Below are 681 nucleotides of genomic sequence, written 5' to 3'. Positions count from 1 at the left end.
AAAGGATCTCCCATGAGTGAATTGCAATTGTCTGACCGTGTCAATAGCATCAAACCATCACCGACTCTAGCGATTACCAATAAAGCCAAAGAGCTAAAAGCGGCTGGCAAAGACATCATTGGCCTTGGCGCTGGCGAACCTGATTTTGATACGCCAGAGCACATCAAAAAAGCGGCCATTGATGCAATCAATGACGGTTTTACCAAATACACCGCTGTCGATGGGACACCAGAACTCAAAAAAGCCATCATCGAGAAGTTCAAGCGCGATAACGACATCAGCTATGAGCCAAATGAAATCCTAGTGTCAGTCGGTGGTAAGCAGTCTTTTTTCAACCTTGCTCAAGCCTTTATCAATCCAGGTGATGAAGTCATCATTCCAGCGCCATACTGGGTCAGTTATCCTGACATGGTTATCATCGCAGGCGGTAAACCTGTCATCGTCGAATGCCCAGCGTCGCAAGATTTTAGAATCACAGCTGAGCAGTTAGAAGCCGCCATCACGGACAAAACCAAACTATTGGTATTAAATAGCCCATCAAATCCAACAGGCATGATTTATACTTTGGATGAGCTAAAAGCCATTGCGGAAGTATTGAAGAAGCATCCACACGTCTATGTGGCCTCAGATGATATGTATGAGCACATTCGCTGGACGGGTGATAAGTTCTACAATATCTTA

1 protein-coding gene is annotated in these 681 nt (G+C 44.9%); it reads left to right on the top strand.

Translation table 11 applies throughout. The features are described from left to right. Positions 1 to 12: 12 nt before the first annotated feature. The coding region (locus ACS8FD_RS21000) for an aminotransferase class I/II-fold pyridoxal phosphate-dependent enzyme (RefSeq protein ID WP_439277292.1) at positions 13 to 681 on the top strand (669 nt) is incomplete at its 3' end.

The organism is Psychrobacter sp. 1U2 (genome assembly GCF_051847575.1).
The sequence above is the reverse complement of the archived record's forward strand: the minus strand, read 5'-3'. Positions and strand labels throughout refer to the sequence as shown.